1 protein-coding gene is annotated in these 1,633 nt (G+C 65.2%); it reads left to right on the top strand.

Going from position 1 to position 1,633, the window contains the following annotated elements; all coding sequences use genetic code 11:
* Positions 1-1,633 (top strand): putative Ig domain-containing protein (locus MOV76_RS39080; protein ID WP_247266589.1); only part of this gene is annotated, 1,633 nt, incomplete at both ends.

The raw sequence follows: 1,633 nt of genomic DNA, 5'->3' as shown, positions 1-1,633 counted from the left end.
CGAACACGACGCCGACGGCGGTTGCCGATGCGGGTGATGCGACGGAGAAGGGCGGGGTCGCCAACGGTTCGGGTGGCGTGGTGGCGAGCGGCAACGTGCTGACCAACGACACCGATGCGGATGCCGGTGACACCAAGACGGTCACCGCAGTCGTCTTTGGTGCGACATCAGGCACGCTCGGCACGGCGCTGAACGGCACCTATGGCAGTCTCGTGCTCAATGCATCGGGCGTCTATTCCTATGCCGTCAACGAGACCAATGCGGCCGTCCAGGCCCTGCGGCAGTCGACCAACACGCTGAGCGATGTCTTCACCTATACGATGCGGGACACTGGCGGTGCCACGGCCACGGCAAGTCTTACCATCACCATCCATGGCGCCAACGATGCGCCGGTGCTGGCCGTCCAGACGGCCGCCCAGAACGCCACCGTCGGCTCTGCCTTCTCTTTCGCCGTTCCGACGACGACCTTCACCGATGTCGACAGCACCGAGACGCTGGCCTATTCGGCAACCGCTGCCGATGGCACGGCGCTGCCCGCCTGGCTGAGCTTCAATGCCTCGACACGGACCTTCAGCGGCACGCCGACGACAGCAGGCACCTACGGCGTCAGGGTGACGGCGACCGATCTCGGCGGCCTCGCCGCCAATGAGACCTTCAACATCGCCGTGTCAACGCCTGGCAATACGCCGCCGACGGCAGTTGCCGATGCGGGTGATGCGACGGAGAAGGGCGGGGTCGCCAACGGTTCGGGTGGCGTGGTGGCGAGCGGCAACGTGCTGACCAACGACACCGATGCGGATGCCGGTGACACCAAGACGGTCACCGCAGTCGTCTTTGGTGCGACATCAGGCACGCTCGGCACGGCGCTGAACGGCACCTATGGCAGTCTCGTGCTCAATGCATCGGGCGTCTATTCCTATGCCGTCAACGAGACCAATGCGGCCGTCCAGGCCCTGCGGCAGTCGACCAACACGCTGAGCGATGTCTTCACCTATACGATGCGGGACACTGGCGGTGCCACGGCCACGGCAAGTCTTACCATCACCATCCATGGCGCCAACGATGCGCCGGTGCTGGCCGTACAGACGGCCGCCCAGAACGCCACCGTCGGCTCTGCCTTCTCCTTCGTACTGCCAACCACCACCTTCACCGATGTCGACAGCACCGAGACGCTGACCTACTCGGCAACGGCTGCCGACGGCACGGCGCTGCCCGCCTGGCTCGCCTTCAACGCCTCGACGCGGACCTTCTCCGGTACGCCGACGACAGCCGGCACCTACGGTGTCAGGGTGACGGCGACAGACCTCGGTGGCCTCGCCGCCAACGAGACGTTCAACATCGCCGCATCGGCGGCGCCAACGACCTACAGCCTGTTCTCCGCCTCCAGCACGCCGACCCAGACCAACCTCAACGATGGTCAGCAGCTCGAGCTCGGCGTCAAGTTCCAGTCGAACGTTACCGGTGATGTCACCGGCATCAGGTTCTACCGCAGCGCCAACGACAACGGCCAGAACGTCGTCGACCTGTGGACCACGACCGGCACCAAGCTCGCCACCGCCACCTTCGCCAACACCACAGCGAGCGGCTGGCAGACGGTGAACTTCACAACTCCGGTCACGATTGCCGCCAATAC

The sequence above is a fragment of the Rhizobium sp. PRIMUS64 genome, from assembly GCF_023006465.1.
Taxonomy (GTDB): domain Bacteria; phylum Pseudomonadota; class Alphaproteobacteria; order Rhizobiales; family Rhizobiaceae; genus Rhizobium; species Rhizobium leguminosarum.
This window is presented reverse-complemented; position numbering and strand designations above follow the sequence as displayed.